The sequence below is a fragment of the Streptosporangium sp. NPDC003464 genome (assembly GCF_053588315.1).
On record NZ_JBSFPS010000018.1, the window covers coordinates 35685 to 61659 of the forward strand.

Below are 25975 nucleotides of genomic sequence, written 5' to 3' on the forward strand. Positions count from 1 at the left end.
ACGGCTCGACACCATCCATCGAAAACACTCCGCTTTCATCCGAACACACCACGCGACAATCTTGCCTCTTTTAGTATGCCTGAATACTATGAAGGAGGCTCTGGTGACATGGAACGTGGAGATGACGGGAGAAGTCCGAGAGTGGTTGCGAGCGATCGAGCGACCTCCCGATTGATCGGCCAGGCAATCCAGACCCTCGCGGAGATAGGTCCGGACCTAGGGCGACCATTGGCCGACAGAATCACGGGCTCCGCCGTACAGAACATGAAGGAGCTGCGGCCAGGCTCATCGGGACAGAGCGAGATCAGGATCCTGTTCGCCTTCGACCCTCGGCGCAACGCCGTGCTCCTCGTCGCAGGAGACAAGGCCGGCCAGTGGAAATCCTGGTATGACAAGGCGATACCACTGGCGGAGGAGCGGTTCGCCGAATGGGTCGCACGGCTGGGAGCATCACCGAAAGGGCATGATCGATGACCACATTCCACGGGTGGGACGACGTCAAGCGTGAAGTCTTCGACGAAGAAGACATCGTCGCCATCAACGAGGGCGCCGCCGAGACGGTCACCGCGATCAGGCTCGCCGCCATGCGCAAACAGCTCGGCCTGCGTCAGGCGGATGTCGCCGAGCGGATGCACGTCCGGCAGGAGAGAGTCTCCGCAATCGAGCGTGGAGACCTGACCTCGGCCACGCTGAGCACGCTGATCGCCTACGTCCGAGCACTCGGCGGGCAGCTCGAGGTCGTCGCCACCGTCGACGACACCCGCTACAGGATCGCCTGATCCGGCCTCCGAAGAGGACGCACGCCGGCATCCCCGCTGCGCACGATGCGCGACCTGCCGGCCCCCGACGAGGTCAGCGCCTGACCCACCGGATCAGGACGGCGGGCACGCGCCAGGCACTGTCCCGGCGGGCACGGGCTCCGGCACCCGCCGTGGCGGGTGCCGGCCGCGTCATGACGAGGCCGGAGGCGAGGGTGTCGCGGAGCGGCGCAGGTCGAACAGCTCCGACGGGGAGATCGGCATCTTGTCGATCCCGATGCCCTCGGCGTCCTCGACGGCCGAGGCGATCACCGCCGACACCGGGATGATCCCCGCCTCCCCCGCCCCCTTGATGCCCAGCGGGTTGAGCGGCGACGGCGTCTGCAGGTGCGCGGTCTCCACGGCCGGGATCTCCGTCGCGTAGGGCATCAGGAAGTCCATGAACGAGGCGTTCAGCAGCTGGCCGTGCTCGTCGTAGACCATCCGCTCGTACAGCGCGCCGCCGACCCCCTGGGCGACGCCGCCGTGGATCTGCCCCTCGACGATCATCGGGTTGATCAGGTTGCCGCAGTCGTGGACGACGGCGTAGCGCAGGATGCGGATCTCGGCCGTCAGCGGATCGGTCTCCACGATCGCCGCGTGCATGCCGGAGGCGAAGGTTGAGCGGAGCGGCGAGTAGTAGTCGCGCCCCTCAAGCCCCGGCTCCTCCCCCTCCCGCACCGGCGGCCTGTCGAAGGACGACGCCCCGGCGAACTGGGTCGCCCGGGCCGCCTCCTCGTCGAAGGCGTAGCGCAGGGGGTTGGACAGCACCGCCACGGTCGCCAGCGGGAGGGAGACGCCGGGCGCGCCCACCACCTTCACCTCGCCGTCGACGATCTCCAGGTCGCGCGGATCGGCCTCCAGCGCGTCGGCCGCGATCCGCAGGGCCTTCTCCCGGACCTTCCGGCAGGCCAGCGCGATCGCGTTGCCGCTCATCACCGCGGCCCGCGAGGCGAACGTGCCGACCGCGTAACCGAACCTGCGGGTGTCGCCGGTCACCACCGAGACCCGCTCCAGCGGGACGCCCAGCTCGGCCGCGGCGATCTGGGCGAAGACGGTCTCGTGACCCTGCCCCTGGGAGGTCAGCCCCGTGGAGACGTGCACCCGGCCGTCGGAGGTGACCTGGACATGGCCGCCCTCGTACGGCCCGACGCCGGTGCCCTCGACGTAACAGCCGATGCCGATGCCGATCCTGCGCCCCTCAGCCGCCGCCCGGGCCTTCAACCCGGGGAAGGAGTCCCAGCCGATGAGCTCCTTGAGCATCCGCAGCGACTGCGGGTAGTCGCCGCTGTCGTAGATCAGCGGGCGGCCGTCCTGGAAGATGAGGCCCTGGTCGTAGGGGAACTCCTCGGGCCCGATGAAGTTGACCTCGCGCACCGCCGTGCGGTCGGCCTTCAGGTGGGCGGCGATGTGGTCCATCGTCCGTTCCATGCAGAAGACGGCCTGCGGGCGCCCCGCCCCGCGGTACGGCGTGACCTGCACGGTGTTGGTGTAGATCGAGGAGAACTCGACCCGGTAGGCGCCGATCTTGTAGGGGCCCAGGAGCTGGGTGGAGGTGATGATCGGCACGATGATCCCGTACGGCGTGTAGGCGCCGTGGTCGTGCAGGATGGTCACCTCCAGGCCGAGCACCCGGCCGTCGCCGTCGAAACCGACCCGGACGTGCTGCACCTGGGCCCGCTCGTGCGCCGAGGAGACGAAGTGCTCACGCCGGTCCTCGGCCCACTTGACCTCGCGGTCGAGCAGCATGGCCGCCCACGGGACCAGGACCTCCTCCGGCCACGGGTGCACGATCTTGACCCCGAACCCGCCGCCGACGTCGGGCGCGATCACCTCGACCTTGGGCAGCGGCAGGCCGAGCTTGGCCGCGATCGCCATGCGGACGCTGGTGGAGGTCTGGGTGCTCGTGTACACGCGCAGGGAGCGGTCGTCGGCGTCCCAGCGGGCGTACACGCCGCGCCCCTCCAGCGGCATGGAGGCGCTGCGCTCGATGTCGAGCCGGAAGGACAGCGTGTGCGGCGCGGCCTCGATCGCCTCCCGCGCGCCGAGGCCGGCCGCGGAGGGCACCTCCTGCACCAGGTGCGCGCCGACGTTGCCCGGCACGTCGTCGTGGACGAGCTGCGCCGACTGCGCCGCCTCCTCCACCCCGACGACCGGCTTGAGGATCTCGTAGTCCACCCGGATGAGCGCGCAGGCGTCCTCGGCGAGGTAGCGGTCGCGGGCGACCACCATCACGACGGGCTCGCCGACGTGCCTGACCAGGTCGCGGGCGAGCGGGTAGGCGGTGCGGCCGTGGGTCAGCGCGGGGTGCGGGATGAGCAGCGGCAGCGGCTGGGCGAGCAGGGCGGGCAGGTCCTCCCAGGTGTAGATCGCCACCAGCCCGTCCACGTCGAGGGCCGCCGAGACGTCGATGTCACGGATGCGGGCGTGCGCGTGCGGGGACCGGACGAACGCCGCCGCCAGCGCGTCCGGCCCGAGGTCGTCCAGGTAGCGGCCCTGCCCGGTGAGCAGCCGGGGATCCTCCCGCCGCCGCACCGGCTCCCCGAACAGTTTCGTCGTCATGTCGCCCCCGTCCGGCGGCCCGCCGTGCCGTCTCTCCCGGCCCGCCCGCTCACGGTTCCTCCGCCATGATCTCGGCCGCGCGGTGGACGGACTTGACGATGTTCTGGTAGCCCGTGCACCGGCACAGGTTGCCGGAGATGCCCTCCAGCACCTCCTCGTCGGTCGGCGCCGGATTGTCCCGCAGCAGGGCGGTGACCGTGCACAGGAAGCCCGGGGTGCAGAAGCCGCACTGCAGGCCGTGGCACTCGGCGAAGGCGCGCTGCACCGGCGACATCGCGCCGCCGGGGGCGGAGAGCCCCTCCACCGTGGTGATGTCATGCCCGTCCACGGTGACGGCGAACGTCAGGCATGACCGGACCGGCTCCCCGTCCAGCAGGACCGTGCAGCACCCGCACACCCCGTGCTCGCACCCGACGTGCGTGCCGGTCAGGCCGAGGTCGTGCCGCAGGCAGTCCGACAGCAGCCGCCGGGCAGGCACCTCGGCCTGCCGGACCACCCCGTTGACGGTCAGTGTGATCGCGATGTTCATCCTCGGCTCACCGTTCCCCGCCGTCCGCGGCGGCTCCGCTCACGCATCGAGGGCCTCCCGCGCCGCGTCCCGGAGGGCCTGCTGGGTCAGGACGCCGGCGAGGTGGCGCCGGTAGTGGGCCGTCGCGTGGATGTCCGCCTCCGGTTCGATCCGCTCCTGCACGGCGCGGGCCGCCGCGGCCCAGTCGGCCGAGGCCGGGGGGCGGTGGCCGCAGGCGTCGGTGACGTCGACGAGCACCGGGACGGGGCCCACGCTCACGCACGCCACCCTGGCCCCGGTGATCCGGAGGTCGTCGTCCAGGCTGATCAGCGCCGCGATCCCGGCCAGGGCGTAGTCGCCGTGCCGTCTGGCGACCTCGCGGAAGGCGGTGCCCGAGCGCGGGGAGAGCAGGGGGAAGAGCGCGGAGACGGCCAGCTCGCCCGGCCCGGCCGCCGATTCCAGGGGGCCGGTGAAGAAGTCCGCGGCGGGGACGTCCCGGGTGGCGCCGCGCCGGGCCAGCCGTACCGAGCCGCCGAGAAGGGTGAGTACGGCGGGCAGCTCGGCGGCCGGGTCGGCGTGCACCAGGCTGCCCACCACCGTGCCCCGGTTGCGGATCACCGGGTGGGCGACCAGCCGGAGCGCCTGGCGCAGCAGCGGCTGGGCGGCGGCGACCCGCCCGGAGCGCTCCACCTGGGCGTGCCTGGCCAGCGCGCCGACCCGGACGCCGCCGGGCTCCACGTCGACGGTGGCCAGTTCGGTGAGCCGGTTGATGTCGACGAGGCACCCGGGGGCGGCCAGCCGCATGTTGAGCATCGGGATGAGGCTCTGCCCGCCGGCGAGCACCTTGCCGTGCTCGCCAGCCGCGTCGAGGGCGTCGAGCGCCTCGCCGACGGAGCGGGGGGCGTGGTAGTCGAAGGGAGGCGGTTTCACCCGGACGCCTCCTCCCGCCCCGTCCCGCCCTCGGAGGGCCGCGCGTCCGCGGCGGGCCTGCCGGATATCGCCCGCAGCAGGTGGTAGCCGCCCACCACCACGATGGTGCCCAGGGCGATGCCCTCCAGGACGAAGTGCGAGCCGATCATCTGCCGGACCGGGCCGATGGCCAGGATGATGCCCGCCCCGACCGGGACCATGTTGACCGGGCTGGAGAAGTCCACCTGGTTCTCGATCCAGATCTTGGCGCCGAGCAGGCCGATCATGCCGTAGAGGATCACGGTGATGCCGCCGAGCACGCCGCCGGGGGTCGCCGCGACCAGCGCGCCGAACTTGGGGCACAGGCCGAACAGGATCGCGATGACGGCGGCGATGTAGTAGGCGGCCGTCGAGTAGACCCTGGTCGCGGCCATGACCCCGATGTTCTCGGCGTAGGTGGTGGTCGGGGAGCCGCCGAAGGTGCTGGCGACCACGGTGGCGGCACCGTCGCCGAGGATCGCCCGGCCCATGTACGGGTTGACGTTGGTACCGGTCATCTCGCCGACGGCCTTGACATGGCCGATGTTCTCGGCGACCAGCGCGATCACGGCCGGGAGCACCAGCAGCACGGCGGAGAACCTGATGTCGGGCAGGAACGTGTCGGGCCAGCCGATCCAGGGGGCCTCCGCCACCGCGGCGAAGCTCACCCGCGGATGCGTGTCGACGGTGGCGGTCGCGGCGTTGTAGGCGGTGATGTCACCGAAGACCCGGTCGGCCGCCCAGGAGAGGGCGAAGCCGATGATCAGCCCGAGCAGGATGCCGATCCGGCCGATGAACCCCTTGAAGAACACGATGATCACGAAGGTGACGAGCATCGTGATCAGGGCGATCCACTGGTCCTGCGGCCAGTAGACGTCGGCGACCACGTAGGCCAGGCCGAACCCGATGAGCATGACGACCGCGCCGGTGACGACCGGCGGGAAGATCCGGTTGATGATCTGCACGCCGAGGAAGTGGATCGCCACGCCGACGAGCGCGAGGACCAGTCCGACGACGAGGATCGCCCCGGTGACGATCGCGTCGGCGGCGGGGGTGTCGCCGCCGTGGATCGCCCGGATGGCCAGGACCCCGCCCACGAACGAGGCGCTCGTCCCGAGATAGCTGGGGATCTTCCCCTTCACGATGAGCAGGAACATGATCGTCGCGACGCCGGAGAACATGATGGCGACGTTCGGGCTCAGGCCCATGACCAGCGGGAAGACGAACGTCGCGCCGAACATCGCGATGACGTGCTGGGCCCCGAAACCGATCATGCGCGGCCAGGACAGTCTCTCGTCCGGTCTGACGACCTCTCCGGGCGCCAGGGACTTGCCGTCTCCGTGCTTGGTCCAACCTGCAACCATCAAGCCCACCTCTCACCGGGCCGTCGGTCGGTGGCCGCCCCGCAGGCATCCCTCCGGCGATCCCCATGCTGTCGTTGCGGGCACATTAGGCCCGTGCTCGCCCCCGTACACCGTCATGATCTGCCAAATCTGAGTCGCCGGCCAGTGACCGCCTCGCTCACCGGCCGCGACGACGTCCGGTGGGGAGATGAGGGACTACGGAGGGTTCCCGGGCGCGGCGGCGCCAAAACCCGGTGCGGGATCACGGCGCGGGCTGTCGCGCCCCGCGGGCCCTCCCGTCCACGGCCCCGGTGACCTGCGGCGTCCCCGGGGCGGGCGGGCCCTCGGGAGCACCGGCGGAGGACCCCCGCACGCCGGGCGGCGGGAGACGACCAGAATGATCGTTCACATCATGTGATCATAGCCCCTGGCCCTGTTCGGAGCGGTCGCAGGCCAGGTCCGGCGGCGGATCGGCGTGGGCGGACCTCCGCCACTCGTCGGCCGACAGGTCGCGGCCGGCGATCTCACACGCCTTCCTCGTCCACGCGGCGGGGTCGACGGCGGTCCGGGCGAGGACGCCTCCCGACGTCGCGGAGAGCAGTTCGCGGCCGTCGGCGGTGAAGGCGATGGCCGTGGCGTCCCACGGATACCCTCCGCCGCCCGTGACGGGCGGGAGTGGGAAGGCGCCGAGGATGTCGCCGGTGCCGAGGCTCGCCAGCTGCACGCTCCCGTCTCCGCGGAGCCGGGCGACCGTCAGGCCGTCCGGGCCGACCGCGGCCGCCGGCCTGTTGCCCGCGTCGCCCGGCAGGGTCGTCAGCCGGGTCCGGCCCGAGCTGTCCCACACCTCCAGGTCGCCGCCGCTCCGCTGGACGAGGAGCCGGTCACCCGCGAACAGGACCAGCTCGGCGGCGCCCGTCCCGACCGTACGCGTCCTGCCCGTGCGGGTGTCGGCGAGGACGACGGGGCCGTCGCCGGCTCTCCAGGCCACCGCGGTGCCGTCCCGGCTGATGTCCGCCGTCTCCAGGTCCGCCACCGCGTCGGGCCGCAGGCCGCCGTGCCCGGCCGGCCGGCCGGCGGTCAGGTCCAGCACGCCGTAGCCGCCTCCGTGCAGGACCGCGACGCTCCTGCCGCCCGGGAGCGCCCGCACGGCCGCCGGTCTCTCCAGGGCGGCAGGTCCGAGCCGGATGTCGCGCACCTGCCGCCCGTCGGGGCCGGCGGACCAGACCCGGACGGACCGGGCGGGCTCCGCGCCGACGGAACCGATCAGCAGGACTCGCGGGCCCGAGTCCGCGGCCGCCACGGAGGCGCCGGACAGCCCCTCGGCGTGGACGAGCCTGCGCGGCTCGCGCCCGCTCAGGTCGTATACGTCTCCCCCGGTGTGGAGGCCGCCCACCACCGCGACGGTCTTGCCCTCCGGGGACACCGCCAGGCGGGGCGGCGGGTCGAAGGTGGGGCCGCTCTCGATCTCGATGCCGGTGGACACGGTGATCCGGCTGGTCTCCCGGAGGTCCCACAGGAACAGGGTGTCGCCGGTCGCGGAGACGAGCCGGTCGTCGCCGCCGAGGAACCGGATCATGCTGACGCTGCCGCCGCCGGTCAGCTCCAGCGGCGGCCGGAGGCGCTCGACGTCGGCGCTCAGCTCCAGGACGTACATCCTGCCGCTCCGCGAGGCGGCGGCGTACCGGCCGTCACCGCTGAGCTCCAGGTTGTCGTACGGCCCGTCGGGCAGCCGGCCGGCCCTGCCCGTCCCCCGGCCCGTCGCCAGGGTGACGACGCCTCCGTACTTCACGTAGCCGTAGTGGCCCGCGTCGGCCGAGATCCCGTAGGTGTAGTTGCCGGCCGGGCTGAAGAGGTCCGAGGATGCGCCGATCCTGCGCAGGTCGGTGAGCCTCCTGCGCTCCCACGTCCCGCTGCTGTTGACCAGCGCCACCGACGAATCGCCCCGTATCCCGATCATCTCGGAGTCGGTCGCGGCGCGCACGGCCCGGCCGGTGCGCCGGTCGCGCACCGCCAGCACGCCGGCCGGCGGCGGCTCCAGCACGGCGACGTAGCGGCCCGTGGCCGACAGGGCGACCTTCGCCGCCCGCCGGGACTCCAGCGGGACCGGCCGGGCGGCCGCCCCCGCCCCCGCCTCCAGGACGGAGGCCCGGACCCCGTCGGCGACGGCGACGGTACGGCCATCCGAGCTGGTCGCGACGCTTCCGACCGCCCTGTCGCCGACCCTGGTCTCGGCGCGGGTCCCGGCCCGGAGGTCCCACCGGACCACGGTGCCGGCGGCGGTCCCGGCGACGATCACGTTCCCGTCGGCCGAGGCGGCGAGCGCGGTGATCACGGCGCCCGCCGGCAGGCAGCGGACGAGACGCGGGTTGGCGGAGACGGCCTGGAACAGCGCGGCCCGGGTCTGCGGGTTGCGGTCCATCCGGTACGCCTCGACCGCGAGGAGCTGCGCGAGGTCGAAGCGCGTCCCCAGACTCGCGATCGCCTCGGCCGCCAGCAGCCGGGAGGTGGCCAGCCTGGCCTGGGTGCGCGCCTGGTCGCGCTGGTCCAGCGCGACCGCTCCCCCCGCGACCGCCACCGCCGCCGCCAGCGCCAGGGCGACCACCGCGGTCCACGCCACGCGCATGTTACGGCGGTGCGACCTCAGGTGCTCGCCGTGCAGCTCGTCCTTGTCCATCCCCCGGACCGGCGCGGCGATCGCGGCGATCCTCTCGTCGGGTATCTCCGGCGGCTCACCCCGGGCGCTCCGGACGTCGCTCAGGTCCACCCAGAGCGGCTCCTCGGCGAAGACCCCCCGCAGCACGGGCGGGACGGCCGCGCCGGCCGCCCAGTCGCCGGTCCCGGGATCCCAGGCGAGCCCCCCTCCGGTCGAGACCAGCAGCAGCCGTCGCACGGACCGGTGCTCCAGCCACCAGGCCAGCTCGCGTTCCACCCAGACCGAACCGGCCGCCCCGGGCGAGGCCAGCAGGATGAGCCACTCCGACGAGCTCAGGGCCGCCTCGATGGAGGTCCACAGGCCCGGGTTGGCCGCCAGGCTCGCCTGGTCGCGGAACACGCGCAGGGCACGCATCCGGTGCCACGGCTTGGCGAACCGCTGCAGGCGCTCCTGCAGCACCCGCGCGAGCAGGCCGTCGTGGCCGTGGCTGTAGGAGATGAACGCGTCGTACGCCGAGCCGCGCGCTGCCGTCATACACGCTCCGTCCGGGCCGCGCCCCGGCTGAGAGGTGTTACCCGCGATCCGGGGACATCGTCAGAGTCGCACGGACGGCGGCGGCGGACCGGCTTTCATCGAAAAATCCCGGCGGCCCGGATGTCAGCTCCGGGCGCCGACGACGCGGATCTCGAAGCCGTCGCCGGTGACGACCTGGCCGGCGCGGATCTTGCAGGTCTTGCGGAGCTCGACCTCGCCGTCCACCATGACGTTCCCCTCGGCGATGAAGTGCTTGGCCTGGCCGCCGGTGTCGGTGACGGCGCAGTATTTCAGCAGGTCGCACAGCGGGATGTAGTCGGTCTCCAGCTCAAAGGTCTCGTTCACGCCCCCGAGTTTAGGGGCCGCGCCTCCGGACGGGGCCGCGGGCTCAGATGCCGCGCATCCGCAGGACGTGCAGCGCGAGGGTGAGGTTCAGCCGCAGATGGGCGTCCTCGGTGAAGTTGCCGAGCATCCGCTCCAGCTTGCCGATGCGGTAGCGCAGCGTGTTGTAGTGGAAGTGCAGCCTGCGGGCCGTCTCGGCGACGTTGAGGTTGGTGTCCAGCAGCACCTGCAGGGTCCGGCGGAGATCGGCGTTCTCGGCGTCGTCGTCGGAGGCGAGCGGGCCGAGGGTCTCGCGGACGAAGGCGTGCAGCTCGGCGGTGTCGTTGACCAGCGACAGCAGGCGGTAGACGCCGAGCTGGTCGAAGTGGGCGACCGCGCCGGGGCCGTGGAGCTGGCGGCCGACCCTGGCCGCCTTCAGGGCCTGGCCGTACGCCTCGGGGAGGGTCTCGGCCCCGGCGGCGACCCGGCTGGCGCCGGTGGAGAAGGTGGCGGGCAGGCATTCGGCGAAGGCCGCGGCGGCGTCCTTGGCCAGGCGTCCGGTGTCGACGGCCGCGTCCACGACGGCGACGACCTCGTGGGAGAAGCCCGCCACCGCGCCGCGCGGGTCGTGGCGGCGCATCGCGGCGGTCCAGCAGGTGACCAGGCGGTCCTGGGCGACGCGCTCGTCGCCCTCCGGGTCGAGCTCGGCCACCAGCACGGTGACCGGGCGTTCCAGGTCCCAGCCGAATGCCTTGGCCCGCGAGGCGACCCGCTCGGAGCCGCCGGCCCGGCCGGTGAGCACGTCGCGCAGGAAGTCGGCGCGGTATTTGCTCTCGACCGCGTTGACCGCCTCCTGCCGGGTCACCACCAGGGCGGCGACGGTAGCGGCACGTTCCAAGATTCCGACGTCGCTGTCGCGCACCGACCCGACGGGGCCACAGGCGACGATCCGGCCGTGGTGGTGGCCGCCCGCCACGACGGGGACCGAGGTGTGACCGCCCTCGGGGGCGCCGCGCAGCGCCGCCAGGTGCTCGGCGGGCCCGGCGGCGGCCAGCACCTGACCGGTCCCGTCCAGCACGGCCACGGCCACGTCGAGCAGCCCGGCCACCTCGGCCGTCACCTCACGCAGCCCGCCCCCGGCGAGCACGACCTGGACCAGGGCCCGGTGCGCCTCCTCGGCCCGGGCCAGCACGGCGGCCTGCCGGTTGAGGATGTCGGTGAGCACCTGGTTGAGGATGTCGTCGAAGCCGACGTCGTCGGGCAGCTGGATCAGCGGGAAGCCCAGCCGGTCGGCCTGCTCCACCATCTCCTCGGGCAGCCGGTCGAGATAGCGGCCGAGCTTGATGGCCAGCGCGGCCAGGCCCCGCTCGTCGAGATCGGCCACCAGCCGGTCGAGCGACTGGGGGGTGTTGCGCAGCGGGTAGCCGGTGGTCAGCAGCAGCTCGTGCGGCTTCACCCAGGCGAGGACGTCGGGGACCTCCATCACGTTGAGCCGCTGCACGATGCGGCCCAGCCCCCGCTCCCCGGCGATCAGCCGGGCTCCGGCCAGCGTCGAGACTCCGAGCACCTCCCCGACGGCGACGCCGTGGATGATCGTGCCGGTGCTTGCCAGACGCACGGGAGGTTCCATGCAGCGATTGTGACTGATGGAGCCGTCTGTCAGGAAGAGCCAACCATCGGGCTGACTGTTGGCATCTTTCTCCGTACGGAGCGGCTCCAGGACCGTTCTACCGTCGGCTCAATGGATGGGGGGATCCGTGATCGAGCGCATCGAGCGAGCCGACGGGCACGGCACCGGCACGGGGCCGCCGAGGGAGGTCCCGTGACCGTTGGAACGCGCCCGAGGGTCCAGCGGGCCCGCCCGCGGACGGAGGCGACCGGCGCGGCCAGCACGGCCCTGCGCCGGCTGCTGGAGTCGCCCCGCCGGCCCGCCCGGGTGCTGGCGGCCTTCCCCTCCGGGGTCTACCTGGAGGTCCGCACCGAGCTCGAACCCCAGGTGATCGCGGTGGTGACGGGGACGGCCACCCGGCTGCCCAACGCGATGGTGGTCACCGGCCCGATGCCGCGGGTCGCCGTGGGGGACGAGGCGTGCGTCGGCGACGGCTCGATCGAGGTCGGGCGGCTCAGCCTGCGGGCGCACCGCTGGTGGGACCCGGCCCCGCCGCTCGGACCGGTGGACCCGGCACGGCTGGCGGCCGCGCTGCCCCAGCTGGCCGGCCTGTGCGAGCGGTCGGCGAGGCGTCCGGGGCTGGAGGGCAACGGCGCGGCCGGCCTGCTGGCCGAGGGGTGTGCCCGGGCCTCGCTGCTGCACGGCGTCACGGCCGCCGAACAGCTCGTCGGGCTGGGTCCGGGGCTGACCCCCAGCGGCGACGACATGCTGGCCGGAGTCCTGGTGGCGCTCCGTCACCTGGGCACGGCGGCCGGGGCCGGCCGGGCTGTCTGGCTGGCCGACTGGCTGGCCGCCGCGGTCACCTTCGACGCCCGGGGCAGGACCACCCCCATCTCGGCGGCGCTGCTGCACTGCGCGGCCCGGGGCCAGGCCAGCGGCGAGGTGCTGGCCGTGCTGCGGGGCCTGGCCGGCCGGCAGGCGCTGGAGCCGGCGCTGCAGCGACTGCTCCAGCTCGGCCACACATCGGGGGCGGACCTGGCCTGGGGGCTGCGCATCGGCCTGGCCGCCGTCGTCAACCTGGGGGTGGGGACGTATGAGCACTGATCTGGTCGACGTACGCACGGGGGTCTACCACGACTCGGTGAGCCTGATGCGGATCAGCCAGGCGGTCACCGCGCTGCCCGGCGTCGAGGTCGCGATGGTGGCGATGGCCACCGAGCTCAACCGAGACCTGGCCACCGACCTGGGCTTCGTCCTGCCCGGGGCGGGCCCGGCGGACCTGCTGATCGCGGTGCGGGGCGGCGGCCCGGCCGCGCTGGAGGCCGCCGCCGCCGAGCTGGAGCGGCTGCTGGGCGGCCTGACCGGGCGGGCCGCGGGCGGCGCCGCGGCCGAACACCCCCCGCGGACCGTCCGCGCCGCCGCCCGCACGGCCGGCGGCCGGACCGCCACCCTGGCGCTGGTCTCGGTGCCGGGGCCGTACGCCTTCGCCGAGGCCCTGGACGCGATCGAGGCCGGCCTGTCGGTGATGATCTTCAGTGACAACGTGCCGGTCGAGCAGGAGGTGCTGCTCAAAAAGCGCGCCGGGGAGCTGGGCGCGCTGGTCATGGGGCCCGACTGCGGCACCGCCGTGATCGGCGGCGCGGGCCTGGGCTTCGCCAACGTGCTGCGGCCGGGGCCGGTCGGGCTGGTGGCCGCCTCGGGGACCGGCGCCCAGCAGGTGAGCTGCCTGCTGGACCTGGCGGGTGTGGGGGTCAGCCACGTGCTGGGCGTGGGCGGCAGGGACCTGTCGCGGGAGGTGGGCGGGCTGTCCACGCTCCGCGCCCTGCGGGCGCTCGACGCCGATCCGGCGACCGAACTGATCGTCCTCGTCTCCAAACCCCCCGCCCCCGAGGTCGCGCACGCCGTACGGCAGGCCGTCGCGGAGCTCGCGACCCCGGTGGTGAGCGCGCTGCTCGGCCCCGGCCAGGACGACCTGACCGCCGCGGCCGAGACGGCGCTGCGCGCGCTCGGCGCGCCGGTGCCGCGGTGGCGCTCCTGGCCCGCGCCCGAGCCGGTGGCCACGGCGGGCACGGGGACGCTGCGGGGCGTCTACTCGGGCGGCACCCTGTGCACGGAGGCCCGGCTGATCGCCGGGGCCGGGGAGTTCACCGACTTCGGCGACGACGCCTACACCCGCGGCCGGGCCCATCCCATGATCGACCCCACGCTCCGCCTGGAGGCCCTGGCGCAGGTGCCGTCCGGCGACGTCGCCCTGCTCGACGTGGTCCTCGGCCACGGCGCCGACCCGGACCCCTCGGCGCGGCTCGCGCCCGGGATCACCGCCGCCGTCGCCGGGGGCGTGGCGGTGGTCGTCGCGCTGGTCGGCTCCGAGGGCGACCCCCAGGGGACGGCGGCCCAGGCGCGGGCGCTGCGGGCGGCGGGGGCGGCGGTGTTCGTCTCCAACGCCCAGGCTGCCCGGCACGCGGCCGGCCTGCTCCGGGACGCCCGATGACCCGCCGGCCGTCCCGGACCGGCGACCGCCCGGCCTCGGGCCGCCGTTGCCCGCTCAGGAGTATCCGATGACACTGCCCATGCTCTCCGGAGAGCCCCAGGTGATCACGGCCGGCGCCGAGCTGCTCGGCGAGGCCCTGGACGCGCAGGCCGTGCCCAGGGTGGGGGTGGACTGGCGCCCGCCGATGCCCGGCACCGCCGGCGACCTGGCCCGGGTGCTGGCCGACCCGCGCCGGGTCCGCGCCAACGAGACGGCCGTCGGCCGCCTGGTGTCGGCGCGTCCCCAGCTCGTCGGGGTACGGCCCGCGCACGAGGTGCTGGACCTGCCCAGGGGCACGTTCCTGCACGCCGGGCCGCCGATCGAGTGGGAGCGGGCGTCGGGCCCGATGCGCGGCGCGCTCATCGGGGCGATGCTGCTGGAGGGGCTGGCCGCCGACGCCGAGGAGGCCGGTGAGCGGCTCGCGGCCGGTCGGGCCCGGCTGGAGCCCTGCCATCACCACCGGACGGTGGGGCCGATGGCGGGTGTGGTCAGCCCGTCGATGTGGATGTTCGAGGTGCGCGACGCCGAGCACGGCGGCACCGCCTACTGCTCGCTCAACGAGGGTCTGGGCAAGGTGCTGCGCTACGGCGCCTACGGCCCGGAGGTGCTGGAGCGGCTGGACTGGATGGGCAAGGTGCTCGGCCCCGTCCTGCGGACCACCCTGGAGCGGACCGGGCCGCTGGACCTGCGGGCGCTGGTCGCGCAGGCCCTGCAGATGGGCGACGAGCTGCACAACCGCAACCGCGCCGCCACCTCGCTGCTGGCCCGGGAGCTGGCTCCGGCGATCGTGGAGGCCGCGCCCGGCCACGCGGCCGAGGTGCTGCGCTTCGTCAACGGCAACGACCACTTCTTCCTCAACGCCGGCATGGCGGCGTGCAAGGTGAGCGCGGACGCGGCCAGGGACATCCCGGGCTCCACCATGGTCGTCGCGATGGCCCGCAACGGCACGGACTTCGGCGTCCAGGTCTCCGGGCTGGGCGGGCGCTGGTTCACCGGCCCCGCGGGCGTGCCAGACGGCCTCTATCTCGGCGCGTACGGCCCGGCCGACGCCAATCCCGACATCGGCGACTCCACGATCACCGAGACGGCGGGCCTGGGCGGCTTCGCGATGGCCGCGGCCCCGGCGATCGTCAGGTTCATCGGCGGTGACGTGTCGGACGCGATGGCGGCCACCCGGTCCATGTACGAGATCACCCTCGCCGAGCACCCCGCCTACCAGATCCCCGGCCTCGACTTCCGGGGGACGCCGGTCGGCGTCGACGTCGCGCTGGTCGCCAGGACGGGGCTGCTGCCCACCGTGAACACCGGCATCGCGGGGCGGGTGGCGGGCACGGGACAGGTCGGCGCGGGTCTGGTGAGCCCGCCCGCCTCGGCCTTCACCGCCGCCCTGGCCGCCCTGGCCGAGGCCGCCGATCAGGGCGGCGGAACGGCCGAGTAATCGTTTCCGCGGGCCGTGATCCGGAAATTCGTGATCGGCGCGCGGTGGGGGCGGCGGCGTATCACGGCCTCCGCGGGGAGTCCTCGGAGAGCAGGTCAGACCTGCGAGAACGGCACCGATTGACAATTAGTGCGGCCTGGTTCCCCCTGCATCAACTTCCATTACCGATTGTGATCCCGATATCGTGTCGAACCTTACAAATGGGGTGGCTCGGGGGGACGGGGTACGATGAGCGATCGCTTGTTCGGTAAGGCCCCGGGGGGAGCGGAGGGCGCGGGCGTCCCGGCGGCACAGGGCAGGCTGGTCGGCAGGCGCTACCGCCTGGTCTCCCCGGTGGGCCGCGGCGGCATGGGCATGGTGTGGCACGCCCACGACGTCCTGCTCGACCGTGACGTCGCGGTCAAGGAGCTGATGCTCCCCTACGGGCTGGACCACGCCGGCAAGCAGCTGGCGCACCGGCGCATGCTGCGCGAGGCCCGGTCGGCGGCACGGCTCAGCCATCCCGGGATCGTCACCGTCCACGACGTCGTCGAGGAGGACGGCCGCCCCTGGATCGTGATGGAGCTGGTGCGGGCCTGGTCGCTGGAGCAGGCCGTACGGCAGAGCGGGCCGCTGCCCGTGCACCAGGCCGCCGAGATCGGCGTCCGGGTGCTCGACGCGCTCCGCCACGCCCACGCCGCCGGGATTCTGCACCGCGACGTCAAACCCGGCAACGTGCTGCTCACCTCCGACCGGGTGGTGCTCACCGACTTCGGCATCGCCGCGATAGAGGGCGACGTCACGATCACCCAGACCGGCCTGCTGATGGGCTCCCCCGCCTACATCCCGCCGGAGCGGCTGTCCGGCCAGCCGGTCACGCACGCCGCGGACCTGTGGTCCTTCGGCGCCACCCTGTACGCGGCGGTGGAGGGCCACCCGCCGTACGAGGGCCCCGACGCGGTGGCCGTGCTCGGCGCGATCCTCACCCAGGAGCCCGCCCGGCCGCAGCGGGCCGGGGCGCTGATCACCGTCATCGAGGGGCTGCTCCGCAAGAACCCGGCCGACCGGATGACCGCCGCCCAGGTGTCGGACCTGCTGGACCGGGTGCTGCGCAGTCACGGCTCCGTCCCCCCGACCCGCGGGCCCGCCGTGCAGGTCCCCGCTCCGGCGCCGGTCCTGGCCGAGTCCGTCGCGGCGCATCTCATGTCACCGGCGGACCCGCCGGCCGGGCCGATGCCCTCACGGATCATCGAGACCCCCTCCGGCCCGGTGCGGGTGCCCTACGATTCGCCGGCCGGCGCTCAGGCCCCCGCCCGCGACGCGCCGTCCGACGCCCCGGGCGGGCACCACGCGGACCTGCTGTCGGTGGCGGGGCGCTCCCCCTCCAGGCTCGCCGATCCGCCGGCCACCCCGGCCGGCGGGCACCAGCGCGGCTACGAGGCGCTGCGCAGCCCCTCGGCCGGCCTCGGGGGCCCCTTCCCGGGCGATCCGCCGGCCACCCCGGCCGGCGAGCCCGCCGGCGCGGCCTCCGGAGCCGGGCTGTGGCCCCTCCCCACCCCGGCCGGCCGGGCCGTCCGCGACGGCGGACAGGGCTCCCAGGCCGTCACGGCGCCCAGCCGGGGCGGAGGCCGCCGGAGCGCGCGCCGCCGGGCGGAGGGCAAGGGCGGCTGGATGCGCGACGGCCGTCCGACACCGCGCCTGCTGCTGGCCGCCGGGGCCGGGCTGCTGGCCGTGCTGGCCGTCGCGCTGTACTTCCTGCTGCCCGGCGACGCCTCCGGCACGGCGGCCCCGGCCTCCCCGGCCCCGGTCCCGGAGGTCTCCACACCCGCCGATCCGCCGCCGCGGGCGCGCGGCGAGGTCCCGGAGGGGTTCAGGACGCTGAGCGGGGGCGGCGTCTCCGGCGCGGTGGCCAAGGGCTGGACGGTCAAGACGGGGGACGACGGCTCCGTCGCCTTCTCCGGCCCGAAGAACAGCGGGCGGAGCATCCTCGTCACCGAGGCCCCGGTCGCCGATCCGGTGGCCGCGCTCAGGCGGGCGAGCAAGAAGGGCCTGGACGAATACATCGAGGTCGGGGTCGCGCCCGTGCGCTACGGGACGTGGAAGGCCGCCGACTGGGAATACACCTACGTCCGGCCCGACAGCGTCGTCCCCATGCACGGGCTGACCCGTTACGTCGCGCTCGACGGCCGGACCGCCTACCAGATCACCTTCGCGGTGCAGGACCTTGAGTGGGAGAAGAGCGCCCCGCTCCTGCAGACCTTCTTCGACACCTTCACCCCGGTCGACTGACTCCGGCCCCCGGCCCACCGATTCCGGCCACCCGGATCCACCGGCTCCGGCCCCCGGTCGGCGGGCGCCGGTCACCCGGTCCACCGGCGCCGGAGCCGGCCGGTCCCGGTGCCCGCCCCCGATCTCCGTCACGAGTGATGACAGACTTCACTCGTGACCGAAACCCGCATAAATGCCGACATTTCCCCTAAGAATGGGGGACAAATCGCCGCCGTCCAGCGGCGGACACTCGCCGTCCTGTCCATCGCGCAGATCACCAGCGGGATCGGGGTCGCGGTGGGGTTCGCCTTCAGCTCGCTGGTGGTCGCCCGCCTGTCCGGCTCCGTGTCGATCAGCGGGCTGGCCGGGACCGCGACCGTGCTCGGCGCCGCGCTGTTGGCACTGCCCACCGCCAAGGTCTCGGGCCGGAGCGGGCGCCGTGCCGGGCTGGCGCTGGCCTACGGCTGCGCCCTGCTCGGCTGCCTGGTCACGGTGGCCGCCATCACCGTCCACTCCTGGCCGCTGCTGCTGGTCGGACTGGTGCTGTTCGGCAGCGCGAGCGCGGGCAGCCTGGCCTCCCGCTACTCCGCGACCGACCTGTCCCCACCCGGACACTCTGCCCGGCACCTGTCATGGGTGGTGTGGGCCGCCACGATCGGCTCGGTCGCCGGCCCGAACCTCGCCGAACCGGCCGACCTCCTCGGCCGGAGCCTCGGCCTGGCCCCGGACACCGGCCCGTTCGCACTCGCCCTGCTGACCTTCGCGATCGCGCTGGGCGTCATCGTGGTCGGCCTGCGTCCTGACCCCCTGCTCCTGGCCCGCTCGGCCGCCCCCGCGGCGCCGGCGCCCGCCGTCCGGCCCCGGGGCACGCTGCGCACGGCCTGGGAGGTCCTGCGCCACTCCCCGGCCGCGCTGCGGGCCCTCGTCGCCATCGCGGTCAGCCACACGGCGATGGTGTCGGTCATGTCCATGACGCCGGTCCACCTCAACCACGGCGGCGCCACCTACTCGGTCATCGGGATCGTGCTCAGCCTGCACATCGCCGGCATGTACGTCCTGTCACCGCTGGTCGGCTGGCTGGCCGACCGGATCGGCCGGCCCCGGGTGCTGGTGCTCGGCATGGTCCTGCTGCTCGCAGCCGCCGTCCTGGCCGGCACCGCCGGACCGCACGGCGTCATGCAGGTCTCGGCCGGCCTGGCCCTGCTCGGCCTCGGCTGGTCATGCGGGCTGATCTCCGGCTCCGCGATGCTCAGCGAGGCCGTGCCGCTGGAGCACCGCCCCGCCGTACAGGGCCTGTCGGACCTGCTGATGAACATCTGCGGCGCGGGCGGCGCGGTGGTCGCCGGGGTGATCGTGGGAGCCCTGTCCTACGGCGTGCTCGGAACGGTCGTGGCGGTCATGGTGACGGTCACCGGCGCGTGGCTGACGCTGCGGCGCGCATGACGGCTCATTTGGCGTCGGCGTAGCACCGCACCGCGACGGCCTGCATCGGGAAACGCACCGGGGTCGGGCCGAACAGCAGCCGGGTCGCCTCCTCGGCGGCCCGGCCGACCGCCTCGACCACCTCCCCGGCCAGCTCCTGCGGGCAGTGCACCATCACCTCGTCGTGCTGGAAGAACACCAGCCTGGCCGGATCGGGCAGCAGCCCGCGCAGCACGGCCATGAGCACCAGCGCCCACTCCGCCGCGGTGGCCTGGACCACGAAGTTGCGGGTGAAGCGGCCCCGGTCGCGGGCCGCCCGCTTCCCCTCGGGGCCGGAGACCAGCTCCCGCCAGCGGGCCGAGGGCGGCGGGCAGGTGCGGCCGAGCCAGGAACGGACCAGCTTGCCCTCCTCGCCACTGCGCGCGGCGTCCTCCACGAACTGGTAGGCCCGGGGGAAGCGCTGCCGCATCACGGCCAGCAGCTTGGGCGCGTCTCCGCTGGTCCCGCCGTACATCGCCGAGAGCATCGCGATCTTGGCGTGGTCGCGCTCGCCGCCGAACGCCTGGGCCAGCGCCTGGTAGAGATCGATCTGCCCGGCCGCCCTGGCCAGGCCGCCGTCGCCGGCCATCGCGGCCAGCACCCGGGGTTCGAGCTGGGCGGCGTCGGCGACGACCAGCGTCCAGCCCTCGTCGGCCACCACGACCTGGCGCATCACCTTGGGGATCTGCAGCGCGCCGCCGCCGCTGGTGGCCCACCGGCCCGACACGACGCCGCCCACCACGTATTCGGGCCGGAAGCGGTGGTCGCGGACCCACTGGTCGGCCCAGACCCAGCCGTGGAAGCTGTAGAGCCTGGCCATCTCCTTGTAGGCGAGCAGGGGCGCGACGCCCGGATGGTCGACCTTCTTGATCTCGTGGGCCCGGGTGGAGACGACGGGCACGCCCGCCGACTTGAACGCCCTGACGATCTGCTGCGGGGAGTCGGGGTTGAACGGCGTGCCGAAGGCCGCCGCCACCTGGTCGGCCAGGGCCTGGAGCTTGGCCGGCCGCATGCCGTGCACCGGGCGCGGCCCGAGCAGGCCGGTCAGGAGCGTGTCGTGCACGTCCTCCCGCCACGGCATGCCGTCGTGGCCCATCTCCCCCGCGATCAGCGCCCCGGCGGACTCGGCGGCCACCAGCAGCCGGAACCGGTGCGGGTCGGCGGTGGCCTCGATCCGCCTGAGCTGGTCGGCGTGGACCTCGGCGACCAGGTCGACGTCGGGCGCGGGCGGCTCCTCCTCGAACAGCGTCGCCTGCCGCGCCTGCGGCCCCTGGTGGTCCTGCGGCACCGGCAGGCCGTGCAGCCGCGCGTGGGCGGCCGGGGCCGAGCGGGGCTCGTCGTGACGCCCCTCGTAACCCAGGAGCAGACCCTCCGTCAGCGCCAGGTCGTGGCAGCGCGACAGCCGCACCCCGGCGTCGAGCAGCGCGGGATAGATCTCCCGGGTGTCGGCCCAGACCCAGCGCGGCCGCCCGGCCTCCAGCTCGCGCGCGGCCCCCGCCAGGTCGTCGACGGCCCGCACGGCCCGCCCGTCCGGGCGCAGGAGCGCCCCACCACCGGGACCTGCCGCGACTGCCACGTTCATACGCCCAGCCTGCCACGGAGGACCGACATTCCCGATCAGACGAGCGAGATGACGACCTCGTCCTCGAGCGGGGGTTCGATCTCCTGCGGCAGGCATCCGGTGGCGGCGAAGCAGCGGATCTTCAGGGTCTGCGGCGTCACGGAGATGTGCAGGAAGCTCTTGAAGAACGGCGGGGTGTCCCAGTCCGACAGCTCCGACAGGTAGCGGTGGAAGAACCTGCCCACCGGCAGCCGGAACGGCATCGGCCAGCCGCCGAGGATCCGCGCCGCCCACCGCATCCGCCGCGTGATGGGCACGGGCGGGACGTCCCGGACCGGGGTGTTGCCGATCCGCCGCGACATCAGCGTCGCGCTCTGCGCCGGCGTGAGATAGAGCCAGCGCATGCGCAGCCGGTCGCTGTAGAGCTTGCTGTAGAACGACAGCGAGTCGCCGCGCAGCGGGTAGCACCTGTAGTCGTCCTCGTCCACGCCGCCCACCGTGACCCTGGGAGTGGTGTGGGTGGCGTGCATGAAGGCCCCGGAGCCCCCCGCCACGACGTACTGGATCGTCCGGTCGCCGGCCCTGACCGGGAAACGCTGGTAGTTGTGCACGTCGCCGCCTATCGCCGCGACGTAGTTGTGCGCGGGATCGGTGACGATGTCGTCGATCGTGCCGCCCCCCTCGAGCTTGGAGGGCTTGTACTCGTTGCGGGTGTAGATGGGCTTGCCGGTGATCAGCACCTTGGGCCGGGGATCGCGCGAGACCTCGCGCAGCCACCGTGCCTGCTCCCGGTCCAGCGTGCTGTGGATGCCGGTGTCCACGCCCACGATGAGCAGTCCGGGCGTCTCCATCGCCCAGTACGGTCCGGGCTGCACGGCCTGCTGCCCGGGCCGCGCCCGGCGCTCGCGCGCCCTGGCCAGCCCGGCCTCGTCGATCTTCTCCGGCCGGCGCCACAGCAGCCCGCGCAGCCCGGAGGGCGTCAGCCTGAACCCCTCCCGCTCCGCCTTCAGCGCCGGGGCGTCACAGAAGACGCGCATGAAGCCGCCGAGCCCGTCGTACCAGTCGTGGTTGCCGGGGACCGCGTAGATCGGCGCCGGATAGTCCTTGTAGGGACGGAAGAACTTGTCGTCGTACTCGTTGCCGGACCCCGTGGGGTAGATCACGTCGCTGGCGATGACGGCGAAGGCGGTGCCGGCGCCGAGCTTGAGCATCCCGGGGACCACGGCGTACTGCGAGGCGTCGCCCTCCCCCGTGTCGCCGAGGACGAGGAAGGAGAACTCCGGCCCGACGTCCACCGGGATCCGGAAGGAGGGGTCGACGCCCCGCTCCCGCTGGGAGGCCACCCAGCGGGCCCGGACCTGGCCCGAGGGGTCGCCGAACAGGCCCGCGAGGATCTCGTTCCTCGACTTCCAGACGGTGCGCGGGCTGAGCCAGGTGAAGCTCTCCGCGTTGGGCCGCAGTTCCTTGAAGGCGCCGATCTCGACGCAGTCCCAGCCCGCCCCCTCCTCCGAGACCCGGGAGGAGACCTCACGCCCGCGTTCCGCGGCCTGCCCGACATCGACCATGACCATATCTTGGCGTTGATCTTACGGAGTCGCACCCGTTCCCGGAGACGTGCCCCGTCCCGGATCCGCCCGCGCGCCCTCGGGAGATCGATCATCGCGACGGGGCGTCCCGGACCGGCGCCTTTACATTGTAGATTCAAATCAGCCGCCCGCCCGGCGGCGGGGACTAGCCGATCAGCACACCGGGGTTGAGGATGCCCTGGGGGTCGAGCCTGCCCTTGATCCCCCGCAGGATCTCCACGCCCAGGTCGCCGATCTCGGCGGCGTAGGCCTCCCGGTGGTCGCGGCCGACGCCGTGGTGGTGGGAGATCGTGCCCCCGGCCGCGACGATCGCCTCGCAGGCCGACCGCTTGGCCGCCTCCCACTGCGCGAGGGGGTCGCCGCTCTGCGCCGTGACGACGGTGAAGTAGAGCGAGGCGCCCGTGCCGTACACGTGGGAGACGTGGCACATCACCAGCGGAGAGCCGAGCGAGGCGTGCAGCGCCAGCCGTACGGCGTCGTAGAGCCGGGGGAGGTTGGACCAGAACCCGGCCGTCTCCAGCGTCTCCACGGTGGCCCCCGCCGCGAGCAGCGAGTCGCGCAGGTAGGGCGCCGCGTAGCGGCCGTGGGCCCAGGACTCCCCCGGGCCTGGCCCGAGATAGACGCCGCCGCACTCCGACAGCACCGCCGCAGCGCTCTCGCGCCGGCCGGCCACCTCCGAGGAGCCCTCGTGACCCGCGATGACCAGGCAGCCCGCGTCGGCCGCCAGGCCGCCGAGCTCCCCCGGTCTGGCCAGGCCGACCATCGTCTCGGTCTCGTCGGACAGCCGCAGGACGGTGGGCAGCGGGCCCTCCTGGGCGAGCCGGCGCAGCGCGGTCGAACCCGCCGCGAACGACGCGAACCGCCAGCCCTCGTAGACCCGCTCGGCGGGGGCCCGCCGTACGCGCAGCCGTAGGGAGGTGATCACCCCGAACGAGCCCTCGGAGCCGAGGATCACCTGGCGCAGGTCGGGGCCCGCGGCGGACTTGGGGGCGCGGCCGAGGTCGAGGGTGCCCCGGGGGGTGGCCACGGTCAGCCCGACGACCATGTCGTCGAAACGGCCGTATCCCGCCGACGCCTGGCCGCTGGAGCGGGCCGCGGCGAAGCCGCCCAGCGTGGCGTACTCGAACGACTGGGGGAAGTGGCCCAGCGTGAGCCCGTGCCCGGCGAGGAGCTGCTCGGCCTGGGGGGCGCGCAGCCCCGGCTCGAACTCGGCCACCATCGACTCGGTGTCCACCGAGACCAGCCGGTTCAGCCGGGCCAGGTCGAGGGCGACGACCCCGGCGAAGCCCTGCCGGGCGGCCACCAGGCCGCCCACCACCGAGGTGCCCCCGCCGAAGGGGACCACCGCGACCCGGTGCGCGGCGCAGGTCCGCAGCAGGTCGAGCACCTCCTCGTGCGAGCCGGGCAGCACCACGGCGTCGGGGGCGTCGGAGCCGTCGCCCGCGCGCATGCGGATCAGGTCGGGAGTGGACTTGCCCCGGGTGTGCCGGATGCGGGCGTCGTCGTCGAAGCGGACGTGGTCGGCGCCGACGACTCCGCGCAGCTCGGTGAGGACGAGCGGGGAGAGCGCCACGGCGGGCAGCCGGACCTCGCCGAAGCTGGCGGCCGGGGTCGCCGGCGCGCGCACGCCCAGCATGTCCTGGAGCAGCTTGCGGACCGGCTCCGGCAGGTCGGTGGCCTTGGCGGGGTCGCCCCAGCCGGACCAGAGCATGGGTTCGGCGGCGGTCGTCGGAGTTTCCACCTCTACACTGTGACACATGACGTCTATCCGTCACAATGCGACCATGGGCAGCGACGCGGTCCTCGACGCCGCCCGCGAGATGGTGCTCGCGGTCGGGGTGCGGCGGACCACGCTCACCGACGTGGCGCGCCGGGCCGGGCTGTCCCGGATGACGATCTACCGCCGCTGGCCCGACGTGCGCGGCCTCGTCGCCGACCTGATGACCCGTGAGTGGGTGCTCGTCGCGAGCCGGTTCGCCACCGAGGACCCGGTCACCGCGGCGGTCGGGGTGGTCCGGGAGCTGCGCGGCCACCCCCTCTGGCGCAAGATCGTCGAAGTGGACCCCGAGCTGCTCCTGCCGTACCTGCTCCGGCGCAGGGGCTCCAGCCACGAGGCCATGCTCGCGCTCGTCGGGTCGGCGATCGCGCGAGGCCAGGAGCTGGGCACCGTACGGCCCGGCGACCCCGGGGTGCTGGCCGGCGCCGTGCTGCTGACCGCCCAGTCGTTCCTGCTGTCCGGCCCGACCATGCTCGGCCCCCTCACCCAGGAGGCCCTGGACGCCGAGCTCACCACGCTCCTGGAGAGGTACCTGCGCCCGTGAACTCCTCCCTCAACGCCGCCCGCCGCTCGCGCGAACTCGCCGAGGCCGCGGACCTCGTGGTGGACGTGCTGGTGGTCGGGCTGGGCGCCACCGGCGCCGGGGCGGCGCTCGACGCCGCCTCCCGCGGCCTGTCCGTGGCCGCGATCGACGCCCACGACCTGGCGTTCGGCACCTCCAGGTGGAGTTCCAAGATGATCCACGGCGGGCTCCGCTACCTGGCCAAGGGCCAGGTGGGGGTGGCGCACGAGAGCGCGGTGGAGCGCGGCGTCCTGCTCCGGCACACCGCCCCGCACCTGGTGCGGGCCCAGCCGTACCTGCTGCCGCTGACCCCCGCGGTCTCCGGCGGCCAGGCCGCGACGGTGATGGCCGGCTACCGGCTCGGCGACGGGCTGCGGATGGCCGCGCGCACGCCCCGCCGCCTCCTCCCCGGCCCGTCCCGGATCTCCGCGGGGCGGGCCCGGTCCCTCGCCGCGCCGCTGAGCCCGCACGGCCTGCGCGGCGCCCTGCTGTCGTGGGACGGGCGCCTGGCCGACGACGCCCGGCTGGTGGTCGCCCTGGCCAGGACGGCAGCCTCGCACGGGGCCAGGATCCTGACCCGCTGCCGGGCGCTGGAGCTGACCGGGGACGGGGCGCGGGTCCGCGACGAGCTCACCGGCGGCACCTTCACCATCCGGGCCAGGGCCGTGGTCAACGCCACCGGGGTCTGGGCCGCCCAGCTCGATCCGGCCATCCCGTTGCGCCCCTCGCGCGGCACCCATCTCGTGCTCCGGCCGCAGACCCTCCCCGGGCTCAGGGCCGGGCTGCACGTGCCGATCCCGGGGGAGAGCAACCGGTTCGTCCTGGTGCTCCCCCAGCCGGACGGCCGGGTCTACGTCGGGCTCACCGACGAGCCGGTGCGGGGACCGGTCCCCGACGTCCCGCAGGCGCCCGAGGAGGACGTGACGTTCCTGCTCGGGGTGCTCAACTCGGTGCTGGAGGTGGCGCTCAGGCGGGAGGAGGTGGCCGGGACCTACGCCGGGCTGCGCCCGCTGCTCGGCGGCGAGGGGCGCACCGCCGACCTGTCCAGGAGGCACGCGCTGCTGACCTCCCCGGACGGGGTCGTCACGGTCGTGGGCGGCAAGCTGACCACCTACCGGCGGATGGCCCAGGACGCGGTCGACCGGGCCGTGTCGCTGCGGGGCCTGGCCGCCGGCCCGAGCCGTACGGCGCGGCTGCCCCTGGCCGGGTTCACCGCGGAGGGCGCCGGGGCCGGGGACCGGCTGGCGGAGCGCTACGGGAGCGAGGCGGCGGCGGTGCGGGCGCTGACGGCGGAGGATCCCGCGCTGGCCGAGCCGCTGCCGACCGGAATCACCCGGGCCGAGCTGGTCTGGGCCGTCAGGCACGAGGGCGCGCTGGACGTCGACGACCTGCTCGACCGCCGGACCCGGATCGGCCTGGTCCCCGGGGACCGCGCGGCGGCCCTGCCCGCCGCCGGGGTGGAGGTGCTGGAGGCCCGGATCACCCACCTCGCCTACGCCCCGGAGATCGCCCAGGCGATGCTGGTCCGCCAGCAGGCC

Annotated in this window: 19 protein-coding genes; 9 read left to right on the top strand and 10 right to left on the bottom strand. The window is 74.1% G+C overall.

The annotated features are described in order from the left end of the window. Positions 1 to 108 precede the first annotated feature (108 nt). Together ACWDS7_RS06770 and ACWDS7_RS06775 are read left to right on the top strand one after the other, a co-directional pair. Positions 109 to 474, top strand: coding sequence for a type II toxin-antitoxin system RelE/ParE family toxin (locus ACWDS7_RS06770; protein ID WP_451928441.1), 366 nt, complete (start codon positions 109 to 111; stop codon positions 472 to 474). Then, positions 471 to 779 carry a helix-turn-helix domain-containing protein gene (locus ACWDS7_RS06775; protein WP_451928442.1) on the top strand — a complete coding sequence of 103 codons (309 nt, stop codon included), beginning with the start codon at positions 471 to 473 and terminating at the stop codon, positions 777 to 779. Before ACWDS7_RS06770 ends, ACWDS7_RS06775 begins: the two co-directional genes overlap by 4 nt. 171 nt (positions 780 to 950) lie before the next feature. Here ACWDS7_RS06775 and cutA read toward each other — a convergent pair whose 3' ends face one another. The 7 genes from cutA to ACWDS7_RS06810 form a co-directional block, all read right to left on the bottom strand. Then, positions 951 to 3359, bottom strand: coding sequence for an aerobic carbon-monoxide dehydrogenase large subunit (gene cutA / locus ACWDS7_RS06780; protein ID WP_451928443.1), 2409 nt, complete (start codon positions 3357 to 3359; stop codon positions 951 to 953). Positions 3360 to 3408: 49 nt separating this feature from the next. Next, entirely contained in the window at positions 3409 to 3888 is a 480-nt protein-coding gene (locus ACWDS7_RS06785) for a (2Fe-2S)-binding protein (RefSeq protein ID WP_306867790.1), read from the bottom strand. Between the two features lie 39 nt (positions 3889 to 3927). Continuing rightward, the gene (locus tag ACWDS7_RS06790) at positions 3928 to 4797 is read right to left on the bottom strand and encodes an FAD binding domain-containing protein (RefSeq protein ID WP_306867788.1); all 870 of its coding nucleotides are present in this window, start codon (positions 4795 to 4797) and stop codon (positions 3928 to 3930) included. Then, positions 4794 to 6179: a uracil-xanthine permease family protein gene (locus ACWDS7_RS06795; protein ID WP_451928444.1), complete on the bottom strand. Its 1386-nt coding sequence runs from the start codon at positions 6177 to 6179 to the stop codon at positions 4794 to 4796. The genes ACWDS7_RS06790 and ACWDS7_RS06795 overlap by 4 nt, the downstream gene beginning before the upstream one ends. A gap of 397 nt (positions 6180 to 6576) precedes the next feature. Continuing rightward, complete coding sequence (locus ACWDS7_RS06800) at positions 6577 to 9345, bottom strand: hypothetical protein (RefSeq protein WP_451928445.1); 2769 nt, start codon at positions 9343 to 9345, stop codon at positions 6577 to 6579. A gap of 123 nt (positions 9346 to 9468) precedes the next feature. Then, the gene (locus ACWDS7_RS06805; protein ID WP_306867781.1) at positions 9469 to 9690 is read right to left on the bottom strand and encodes an RNA-binding S4 domain-containing protein; all 222 of its coding nucleotides are present in this window, start codon (positions 9688 to 9690) and stop codon (positions 9469 to 9471) included. Positions 9691 to 9733: 43 nt separating this feature from the next. After that, positions 9734 to 11296 (bottom strand): PucR family transcriptional regulator, encoded by a 1563-nt coding sequence (locus ACWDS7_RS06810; protein ID WP_306867780.1) that lies wholly within the window; start codon positions 11294 to 11296, stop codon positions 9734 to 9736. A gap of 192 nt (positions 11297 to 11488) precedes the next feature. Between ACWDS7_RS06810 and ACWDS7_RS06815 the strand changes: the two genes are divergently transcribed. The 5 genes from ACWDS7_RS06815 (at position 11489) to ACWDS7_RS06835 (ending at position 18933) form a co-directional block, all read left to right on the top strand. Then, positions 11489 to 12379, top strand: a complete 891-nt coding sequence (locus tag ACWDS7_RS06815) for a DUF2877 domain-containing protein (RefSeq protein ID WP_451928446.1) — start codon at positions 11489 to 11491, stop codon at positions 12377 to 12379. Further along, complete coding sequence (locus tag ACWDS7_RS06820; protein ID WP_451928447.1) at positions 12369 to 13766, top strand: FdrA family protein; 1398 nt, start codon at positions 12369 to 12371, stop codon at positions 13764 to 13766. Before ACWDS7_RS06815 ends, ACWDS7_RS06820 begins: the two co-directional genes overlap by 11 nt. Before the next feature lie 67 nt (positions 13767 to 13833). Beyond that, positions 13834 to 15243, top strand: a complete 1410-nt coding sequence (locus ACWDS7_RS06825; RefSeq protein ID WP_451928448.1) for a DUF1116 domain-containing protein — start codon at positions 13834 to 13836, stop codon at positions 15241 to 15243. Positions 15244 to 15471: 228 nt separating this feature from the next. Further along, positions 15472 to 17511: a protein kinase domain-containing protein gene (locus tag ACWDS7_RS06830; protein ID WP_451928449.1), complete on the top strand. Its 2040-nt coding sequence runs from the start codon at positions 15472 to 15474 to the stop codon at positions 17509 to 17511. Positions 17512 to 17664: 153 nt separating this feature from the next. Further along, the gene (locus ACWDS7_RS06835) at positions 17665 to 18933 is read left to right on the top strand and encodes an MFS transporter (protein WP_451928450.1); all 1269 of its coding nucleotides are present in this window, start codon (positions 17665 to 17667) and stop codon (positions 18931 to 18933) included. A gap of 4 nt (positions 18934 to 18937) precedes the next feature. Here ACWDS7_RS06835 and ACWDS7_RS06840 read toward each other — a convergent pair whose 3' ends face one another. The 3 genes from ACWDS7_RS06840 to ACWDS7_RS06850 form a co-directional block, all read right to left on the bottom strand. Continuing rightward, positions 18938 to 20533: a bifunctional 3'-5' exonuclease/DNA polymerase gene (locus tag ACWDS7_RS06840; protein WP_451928451.1), complete on the bottom strand. Its 1596-nt coding sequence runs from the start codon at positions 20531 to 20533 to the stop codon at positions 18938 to 18940. Between the two features lie 35 nt (positions 20534 to 20568). Next, positions 20569 to 22077 carry a metallophosphoesterase family protein gene (locus tag ACWDS7_RS06845; RefSeq protein ID WP_451928452.1) on the bottom strand — a complete coding sequence of 503 codons (1509 nt, stop codon included), beginning with the start codon at positions 22075 to 22077 and terminating at the stop codon, positions 20569 to 20571. Between the two features lie 166 nt (positions 22078 to 22243). Next, the gene (locus tag ACWDS7_RS06850) at positions 22244 to 23809 is read right to left on the bottom strand and encodes an FAD-binding oxidoreductase (protein WP_451928455.1); all 1566 of its coding nucleotides are present in this window, start codon (positions 23807 to 23809) and stop codon (positions 22244 to 22246) included. Positions 23810 to 23855: 46 nt separating this feature from the next. Between ACWDS7_RS06850 and ACWDS7_RS06855 the strand changes: the two genes are divergently transcribed. Both ACWDS7_RS06855 and ACWDS7_RS06860 read left to right on the top strand, forming a co-directional pair. Next, entirely contained in the window at positions 23856 to 24419 is a 564-nt protein-coding gene (locus tag ACWDS7_RS06855; protein WP_451928453.1) for a TetR/AcrR family transcriptional regulator, read from the top strand. Further along, the coding region (locus ACWDS7_RS06860; protein ID WP_451928454.1) for an FAD-dependent oxidoreductase at positions 24416 to 25975 on the top strand (1560 nt) is incomplete at its 3' end. The genes ACWDS7_RS06855 and ACWDS7_RS06860, both read left to right, overlap by 4 nt.

Excerpts from the sequence above, each read along its gene's own strand:
- ACWDS7_RS06810 (WP_306867780.1), bottom strand. The coding sequence starts at position 11,296 with ATGGAACCTCCCGTGCGTCTGGCAAGCACCGGCACGATCATCCACGGC.
- ACWDS7_RS06820 (WP_451928447.1), top strand. The coding sequence starts at position 12,369 with ATGAGCACTGATCTGGTCGACGTACGCACGGGGGTCTACCACGACTCG.
- ACWDS7_RS06830 (WP_451928449.1), top strand. The coding sequence starts at position 15,472 with ATGAGCGATCGCTTGTTCGGTAAGGCCCCGGGGGGAGCGGAGGGCGCG.
- ACWDS7_RS06775 (WP_451928442.1), top strand. The coding sequence starts at position 471 with ATGACCACATTCCACGGGTGGGACGACGTCAAGCGTGAAGTCTTCGAC.
- ACWDS7_RS06825 (WP_451928448.1), top strand. The coding sequence starts at position 13,834 with ATGACACTGCCCATGCTCTCCGGAGAGCCCCAGGTGATCACGGCCGGC.
- ACWDS7_RS06800 (WP_451928445.1), bottom strand. The coding sequence starts at position 9,345 with ATGACGGCAGCGCGCGGCTCGGCGTACGACGCGTTCATCTCCTACAGC.
- ACWDS7_RS06785 (WP_306867790.1), bottom strand. The coding sequence starts at position 3,888 with ATGAACATCGCGATCACACTGACCGTCAACGGGGTGGTCCGGCAGGCC.
- ACWDS7_RS06845 (WP_451928452.1), bottom strand. The coding sequence starts at position 22,077 with ATGGTCGATGTCGGGCAGGCCGCGGAACGCGGGCGTGAGGTCTCCTCC.
- cutA (WP_451928443.1), bottom strand. The coding sequence starts at position 3,359 with ATGACGACGAAACTGTTCGGGGAGCCGGTGCGGCGGCGGGAGGATCCC.
- ACWDS7_RS06850 (WP_451928455.1), bottom strand. The coding sequence starts at position 23,809 with ATGCTCTGGTCCGGCTGGGGCGACCCCGCCAAGGCCACCGACCTGCCG.
- ACWDS7_RS06855 (WP_451928453.1), top strand. The coding sequence starts at position 23,856 with ATGACGTCTATCCGTCACAATGCGACCATGGGCAGCGACGCGGTCCTC.
- ACWDS7_RS06795 (WP_451928444.1), bottom strand. The coding sequence starts at position 6,179 with ATGGTTGCAGGTTGGACCAAGCACGGAGACGGCAAGTCCCTGGCGCCC.
- ACWDS7_RS06770 (WP_451928441.1), top strand. The coding sequence starts at position 109 with ATGGAACGTGGAGATGACGGGAGAAGTCCGAGAGTGGTTGCGAGCGAT.
- ACWDS7_RS06840 (WP_451928451.1), bottom strand. The coding sequence starts at position 20,533 with ATGAACGTGGCAGTCGCGGCAGGTCCCGGTGGTGGGGCGCTCCTGCGC.